The organism is Sulfuricurvum sp. MLSB (genome assembly GCF_000747095.1).
Taxonomy (GTDB): Bacteria; Campylobacterota; Campylobacteria; order Campylobacterales; family Sulfurimonadaceae; genus Sulfuricurvum.
This window is the reverse complement of record NZ_JQGL01000096.1, coordinates 22,590-29,970: the sequence shown is the minus strand read 5'-3', so window position 1 is coordinate 29,970 and position 7,381 is coordinate 22,590. Positions and strand designations below refer to the sequence as shown.

The window sequence follows — 7,381 nt, the reverse complement described above, 5'->3', positions numbered from 1 at the left end:
TATCTGATGTATATTCATTATTCAATCCCTCATTGATCACTTTAATTTCTGAAGTAAAATCGCTTGTTTCATTGACCAATTTTGCCAACGATATTAAATCGATTTTTCTACCTGTCGTCAGATTGTATACCTTGTGTACAGTATCATTCTCAAGGAAATGCGTGACAACTTTTACCAGATCGCCAACATAGATATAATCAAAAAAGACATTTTTATTGATTGTTATGGGCAAATGTAAAAGATTTTTAACAATGGCGTTCGAAATAAATTTGAATTCGTAATTTTCATATTCGCCATAACAGCCGAATATTCTAAAATTAAGATTGTTATTGCTTTTCTCTATAAACTTTGAACAGATCGATTTATAAAACCCGTATTCATCCAGAGGAATCGTTATGTCTGCATGATCTTCCTTCGCATCTACGATTGGCTTGTGCTTGCTGTACTCGGCACCGCTACCGAAATGGATAATTTTAGAGACTTTATCCGAATGCTTGACGATGTTAAAAAACATTCTCAGATTATCGTGAACAATATTTTCATTTCCGCTGTCCCGACTCCCGCCGCGATTAGCACAATTAATGATAATATCAGGTTTATGTGCATGCATATAGAAATCAACACTTTCTTCCTGCACGATATTCAGCTCTTTACTGCTCGGAGTCAAAAGGGCATAAGTACTATGTTTGACCAAATGTTCGTGTAAATGCCTGCCGATAAACCCGTTGGCGCCGATAATGAGGATTTTCACTTATTCCTCCAAAGGCTTAACAATCATTTGCTCTGTAAATTCATCACGATCCAAGAAGGGATACATATCTTCTATTGGTTTTGAAACCATAGTCCCATCAGGGCGCTTTGCGGAAGAAACGGTTGGAATTACTTCTTGGTCCTCCGGACACACTATTTCACATAAAACTGGTCCTTCAAGAGAAAAAACATTACCTAACGTTTTATCTAATTCTTTTACTTCTGTAGCGCGAAAGAAAGGAATATTATAGGCAAAAGCAATTTTTTCCACATCAGGAAAAGAAATTCCAGTTGATTCCTCCGTTCCCATCAAACGCCCTTCAAAAAACTTTTTTTGCGTTGTACGAATAGATAAATACCCATTGTTATTCCAGATAAATAATTTTATCGGCAACTGGTTTTGAACAATTGTTTGCAATTCTTGTATGTTCATTTGAAATGAGCCTTCACCAGTTATTGCAACAACATTTTGTTTTTCACTGGCGATTGCTACACCAATTGAGGCAGGAAGCGTAAACCCCATATCGGCTTGAGCACCTGATGTTATGTAACGCTGCCTGTCTTTCATTTTTAATGCTTGCGCCGTAACGTAATATGCAGAACCAGCGTCCGCTACTACAGCTACGTCAGGCATTAAAAATTTATTTAAATGATTAATAAATGCATACATATTTATTTTTGGTTGTTGTTCATACTCTTTTAATGCAACAGGCCAAGTATCACGCCAATACTGGCACTTTTCTATCCACTTCTTTCTATCTGGTGGCGTGGCTTTCTGTATATTCATTTCATTAAAAAAGTTTTTGACATCGTTATTTATGAAATAATCAATTTCAACAGTGTTTTTTTGATGTTCCACTGGATCAATATCAATAACTATGAGTTTTGCTTCCCGAGCAAACATTTTGTATTCAAATCCCGTTAAAGCAACTGCCAAACGTGTACCCAATGCGATAATCAAATCTGCATTTTGTACTGCAAAATTTCCTGCTCGGTCTCCTTTGATCCCCAATCTTCCTACATACAATGGATCATGACTTTCGATTAAGTCTATTCCTAAATAAGATGTAGCTACCGGTATTTGAAAAATATCAGCAAATTTTTTCAATTCCCGTGTTGCATCAGCAAGCCTTATTCCATTGCCTGCAATGATTATTGGACGTTCAGCCTTATCAATGAGCTTAAGTATTGAGTTCAATTCGGACGTTTCGAGGCAAGTTTTAAAATTATGTTCAATTTCGGATGGATCAAAATGATGCAATTTTGAACTGTCAATCATCGCACCTTGTACATCTTGAGGTATGTCTATCCATACGGGGCCAGGTCTTCCATTTTTGGCTAAATAAGCTGCTTTTTCCAAATGATATGCAATCTCTTCAGGATTATTGATCATGACTGAATACTTGGAAATAGAACTAACGATAGGGATAATATCAGCTTCTTGTACCCCCAACTGACGTAAAGCAATATTTGAATTATGCATTGTTTCTTTTCTTTTTACCTGTCCTGATAAAAAGATTACAGGGGTATTATCCTGCCATGCATCAAGTAACCCTGTAACTGCATTTGTGGCACCACAGCCGCTTGTTGTCATAACTGCGGCATATGAGTTTTTATATTTTGAATATGCAACTGCTGCCATGGCTGAAGCTTGTTCATGATGATTAAATACACCATTAAGCTTTTCATGCTTGGCGATGCCATCATTTAAGAACATTGCACCTCCTCCTGTTACTAGGAAAATATCCTTAATTCCTAATGTACCATACAAAAAATCGGCAATGTAGTCAGCTACTCTTATTAGTCCCATTATTAATCCTATTTATTTAAATTATCAACATTCCACTGAATGGTCAGTTGCAATGCTTCATCAAAACCAAAAATCGCTTTTACATTCAATTTTTCACTTATATGTTCTAAACTTGGGATAAATCTTGATGTATCATTATTATAATTTTGAATAATTACCTCTACTGGTTGCGGCAATAATTTATTAATCTTTTCAGTTATTTCTTTTAGGGAGACTCCTTCGGAAGAACCTAAATTATAAATATCCCCACTTTTTCCCTGTGCCAAAACCATTAATAACCATCCAGCCATATCCGATGCATACAGATAACTTCGTTGCGGTTTTCCATTGCCAACAATGCGCATTGGCTGATTATTCAAAGCTTCTTGTAAAAATGTATTAACTGCCCATGGTTTATTAAGCTTCTGAAAGGGGCCTATAAATGAAAAAGGTCTTACAATGCAAATAGGAAGTTTAAACAAGCTTCTGTAGGCTAAACAAACTGCTTCTGCATACCTTTTTGCCTCAGGATAGATTGATGTAATATCATTTTTCGAAAAATTGCATAGAATTGTTTCTCGTAAAGTTTCTCCATTTTCCGGTGCTTTTCCATAAACTTGTCCTGAACTTAAATAAACAATACCTCTAAGGTCAGGCAATCTTGTCGCAGCATCCAAAATAGCCTTTGTTCCAAGTGCAATTACATCCATAGTATTGACCGGATCAGACATATGTACTCTATTATCAGGATTGGCGGCCGCATGGATAATATAATTGATATTGCTTGGCAGATTATGGACACTTCTAATATCTGAACGTATATACGTTATATCATTCCGATGATACAGTTCCGAATCACTTTGTTCAAGGGTCTTCGGATCACGTGATAAAAGTATCATTTGACAGCCAAAATTAAAATTGTCATTCAACCATGCAATCGCCCTTGCTGTCCAACTTCCAACAAAACCTGTTCCGCCAGTAATGAGAATTGTAGCGCCCTTTAATTTTTCCAACTCAGGTACAATCTTTTCTAATGATCTAGCTAAATTTTCTACAATAAAAGTTTTCATATTATTCACTTTGCTTACCAGCAAGCTGTTGAGCAACTTCGATTATTAAATCTTCCTGACCAGCTATGGCACCACGTCTTCCTAATTCAAAATAAATATCTCGGGGGTCGACATTATATATTTCTGCTGCTCTAGCTACAGGTTTTGAAAATACAGATACCACACCACTCATTCCACTAACAATACTTGAACTTGTGATTTTAGGCAGCACTTTAAAAAGTTCTTCTGCTCGATCAGCCATATCTAGCAACTTATACAAGTGTGCACCTGTTTCAAAACCTTGCTTTTCAAAAACTGCAGCCAAAAGCTCTATACTGGCATTTCCGGCACCTCCACCAAACCCACATATAGAGCCATCTATAATATGTGCTCCAGCTTTGACTGCCGCTAGCGAGTTTGCAATTGCCAGACCCAAATTATTATGCGCATGAAAGCCCACAGGAATTTTCAATGAAGCCGTCAAAAGTTTTACACGTTCCGCTACATCATCTGGTAAAAAAGCGCCTGCAGAATCTAAAATAGTGATTCCTTCTGCACCGTATGATTCCATTTTTAACGCTTCTTGGACAAGTAGTTCAGGAGAAAGCATATGAGCCATCATTAAACCGCCATAAACACGTCTTCCTTTTTCTCGAACATAAGAAATATGTTGTTCAGTGGTGTCTGCCTCAGTGCATTGTGCAGCTACACGGACCACATCTACGCCGCAATCGATTGCTTTAGAGATATCTTTGGAAACCGTAGCATATCCTGGTACAACATGAATACCAAGCAAGGACTTATTCAAATGTTCACGCGCGATACGAAGCATTTCTTCGTCACTTAAAAGACTTTTTCCAATCTGCAAGGATGACGCACCCAGACCTATACCATGTCCTACTTCAACTACACCGACACCCGCATTATCAGCCATCTGAGCATATTCTATAATTTGCTCTTTAGTCAATTGATGCCGAATAGCATGAGAACCATCGCGCAATGTTACATCATATAATAGTACCTGTGAACTCACGGCTCATTCCTCATTAGGTTTTTTTGAGCAAAGCGCTCTGCAACTTCAATAGCAGCACAGTTGATAATATCAAGATTTCCTGCAAATTTAGGTAAATAATCACCAAGCCCCTGTACCCGTACCGTTATTAGCAATCGGTTATTATCATATGTAGGTAAAACTACTATATTGTAACCAGGTACATATCTTTGAATTTTTTGTACTATTTTTTCAACTTCTATAGTTATTTGTTTCAAATTAGGATTTGCTATTTCGGCCATTACTGTTGTTTGCATATCAATCGCCGGATTTGCTGGATTTAAATTGAGCATTACTTTTGCTTCTTTAACACCGCTAAAAATCCTTAACCCTTTTTCAGTCGTACCTATATACTCATCTATATTAATACGCGTTGCCGGTCCCGCACTACGAGATGAAATGGTTGATACAGTTTCAATATATTCAATTTCGGGATGGACTTGAGTAATTGCATATGCTATAGGTATTGATGCTTGCCCTCCACAAGTTATCATATTAACATTTCTTGACTCTACTGCTTCTTCAAGATTAACTGCCGGCACACATAAGGTTCCTATTTTAGCAGGCGTCATATCAATCACAAATTTTCCAAGTTTATCTAAAATAGGTGCATGACTTAAATGGCTTCGGGCAGATGTCGCATCAAATACAATGTCACATAAACCGGGTTCATTAATAATTGCATCTATACCTTCGTCACTTATGCGAATACCCATTGATGCAGCTCTACTCATTCCTGACGATGCCAAATTTCGACCGGTGAAAATAGAGCATTCAAGAAATTGTGACCGTTGAATTTTAATCAATAAATCCGTCCCTATATTCCCTGTTCCGATTATACCTACACGTAATTTTTTATTCATATGAAGACCAAAAAAGTTTTTTTGCTTTAGCATCATTAATATAATTTTGCAAATCCATATGAGACAATAATTTTCCATGCTCATAGAAATTTTTATACCACAATACTGTTTTCTCGAACGTTGTCTCGCTATCCCACACGTCCTTCCATTTGAGAAGGATATGTGCTTTTGAACAATCCAGTTTCAAAAGATTTGCTTCATGCAGCTGATGGGGATCACGATTGATTTCATAATCGATTTTGTCCCAATGCTTTTTAACGTGGTTCACGACCTCTTCGACCGTGATACTCCCCTCGTCACTTGGCCCGAAGTTCCATGCATCGCCGAATCCGGCTTTTTCTTCCAGAAGTTTTTGTCCGATGGCGAGATACCCGCTGAGAGGTTCTAGAACATGCTGCCATGGGCGAGTGGCGCGAGGATTGCGTATACTTACTTTTGCACCTTTCGAAACCGAGAGCATAATATCGGTCATAAGACGGTCTTTGGCCCAGTCTCCGCCGCCGATCACATTACCGGCACGGCAAGATGCCAATAGAGTGCTATGCGATTTTTTGTACTCGGCAGGATTAAAATACGAGTTTCTGTATGAATTGGCAAGCAGATCGGCGCACCCTTTGGAAGAACTGTAGGGATCATACCCTCCCATCGGATCGTTCTCACGGTATCCCCATACCCATTCTTTATTCTCATATGCTTTGTCGCTGGTAATGTTAACAATCGCTCTTACCTTGTGCTTGCGGCATGCTTCAAATACTTTTAGCGTCCCTATAACATTGGTTTCATAGGTTTCAATCGGATTTTCGTATGAAAGTCGCACCAACGGCTGAGCCGCCAGATGAAATACAATATCAGGCCGATAGGCTGCAAACGTCTGATCCAATTTATCAAGATCGCGAATATCGCCGATCACTGAAGTGATATCAAGGTTGAGAAGTCTAATGTGATTGGGTTCTGTCGGTGCCGGAAGAGAATAGCCGATGACATTGGCTCCCATTTGGTGCAGCCACAACGCCAACCATGACCCTTTAAACCCCGTATGTCCTGTGATCAGGACCGTTTTGTCTTTGTATACGCCGCCAAAAAGATTCTGCATTACCACTTTTTCCACGGAGCATTCCCGTTATCCCAAAGTTTATTGAGATCATTTTTATCTTTGAGACTATCCATAGGCGACCAAAAACCGATGTGTTTATAGGTAAAAAGTTCACCCTCTTTAGCCAAGTTTTGGAGCGGTGCTTGCTCAAATACGGTACCGTCCCCTTCTGTGATATAATCAAATACTTTTGGCTCGCATACAAAGAAACCCGCATTGATCCAATGGCCGTCACCTTTTGGTTTTTCTTTGAATTCATGAACTCTATTTTCCTCATCAATATTCAACGCTCCGAATCTTCCATCCGGCTGATGAGAAGTCATAGTGATAGCTTTACCATGAGATTTATGGAATTTAACCAGTTCTTCAATATTGATATCGCTTACACCATCCCCATAAGTAAGCATAAAAGGCTCATCCCCTACAAAATCCTGAGCTCTTTTAATACGGCCACCGGTCATACTATTCAGTCCCGTATCCAAAAGAGTAACTTTCCACGGCTCGCTGGAGTTGTTGAGAACCTCCATTTTACCTGTTTGCATATCAATCGTAACATCGCTTTGATGAAGAAAATAGTTGGCAAAATACTCTTTTATATAATAGCCCTTATATCCCAATAAAACAACGAAATCGTTAAAACCGTATTTTGAATAAATTTTCATGATATGCCAAAGGATAGGTTTGCCACCTATTTCAACCATAGGTTTTGGTCTGATATCCGTCTCTTCCGATAACCTTGTACCAAAGCCACCCGCCAATAACAATACCTTCATTTTCTTCCTCTCT

At 38.5% G+C, this 7,381-nt stretch carries 7 protein-coding genes; all 7 read right to left on the bottom strand.

What is annotated here, in order from left to right; translation table 11 throughout:
* Positions 1-751 (bottom strand): NAD(P)-dependent oxidoreductase (locus tag JU82_RS07270; RefSeq protein ID WP_037948721.1); only part of this gene is annotated, 751 nt, incomplete at its 3' end.
* The gene (locus JU82_RS07265) at positions 752-2,560 is read right to left on the bottom strand and encodes a thiamine pyrophosphate-binding protein (RefSeq protein WP_294892485.1); all 1,809 of its coding nucleotides are present in this window, start codon (positions 2,558-2,560) and stop codon (positions 752-754) included.
* An 8-nt stretch (positions 2,561-2,568) separates the two neighbouring features.
* Positions 2,569-3,609: an NAD(P)-dependent oxidoreductase gene (locus tag JU82_RS07260; protein WP_037948719.1), complete on the bottom strand. Its 1,041-nt coding sequence runs from the start codon at positions 3,607-3,609 to the stop codon at positions 2,569-2,571.
* A gap of 1 nt (position 3,610) precedes the next feature.
* Positions 3,611-4,621, bottom strand: coding sequence for a 4-hydroxy-2-oxovalerate aldolase (dmpG, locus tag JU82_RS07255; RefSeq protein ID WP_037948718.1), 1,011 nt, complete (start codon positions 4,619-4,621; stop codon positions 3,611-3,613).
* Positions 4,618-5,502, bottom strand: coding sequence for an acetaldehyde dehydrogenase (acetylating) (locus JU82_RS07250; RefSeq protein ID WP_037948712.1), 885 nt, complete (start codon positions 5,500-5,502; stop codon positions 4,618-4,620). Before JU82_RS07250 ends, dmpG begins: the two co-directional genes overlap by 4 nt.
* Positions 5,495-6,595: a CDP-glucose 4,6-dehydratase gene (gene rfbG, locus JU82_RS07245; RefSeq protein WP_037948710.1), complete on the bottom strand. Its 1,101-nt coding sequence runs from the start codon at positions 6,593-6,595 to the stop codon at positions 5,495-5,497. Before rfbG ends, JU82_RS07250 begins: the two co-directional genes overlap by 8 nt.
* The gene (gene rfbF / locus JU82_RS07240; protein WP_037948708.1) at positions 6,595-7,368 is read right to left on the bottom strand and encodes a glucose-1-phosphate cytidylyltransferase; all 774 of its coding nucleotides are present in this window, start codon (positions 7,366-7,368) and stop codon (positions 6,595-6,597) included. The genes rfbG and rfbF overlap by 1 nt, the downstream gene beginning before the upstream one ends.
* Positions 7,369-7,381 lie beyond the last annotated feature (13 nt).

What these genes read in the sequence shown, in the direction of transcription:
- JU82_RS07265 (WP_294892485.1), bottom strand. Translation starts at nt 2,560, where the DNA reads ATGGGACTAATAAGAGTAGCTGACTACATTGCCGATTTTTTGTATGGT.
- JU82_RS07260 (WP_037948719.1), bottom strand. Translation starts at nt 3,609, where the DNA reads ATGAAAACTTTTATTGTAGAAAATTTAGCTAGATCATTAGAAAAGATT.
- JU82_RS07250 (WP_037948712.1), bottom strand. Translation starts at nt 5,502, where the DNA reads ATGAATAAAAAATTACGTGTAGGTATAATCGGAACAGGGAATATAGGG.
- rfbG (WP_037948710.1), bottom strand. Translation starts at nt 6,595, where the DNA reads ATGCAGAATCTTTTTGGCGGCGTATACAAAGACAAAACGGTCCTGATC.
- rfbF (WP_037948708.1), bottom strand. Translation starts at nt 7,368, where the DNA reads ATGAAGGTATTGTTATTGGCGGGTGGCTTTGGTACAAGGTTATCGGAA.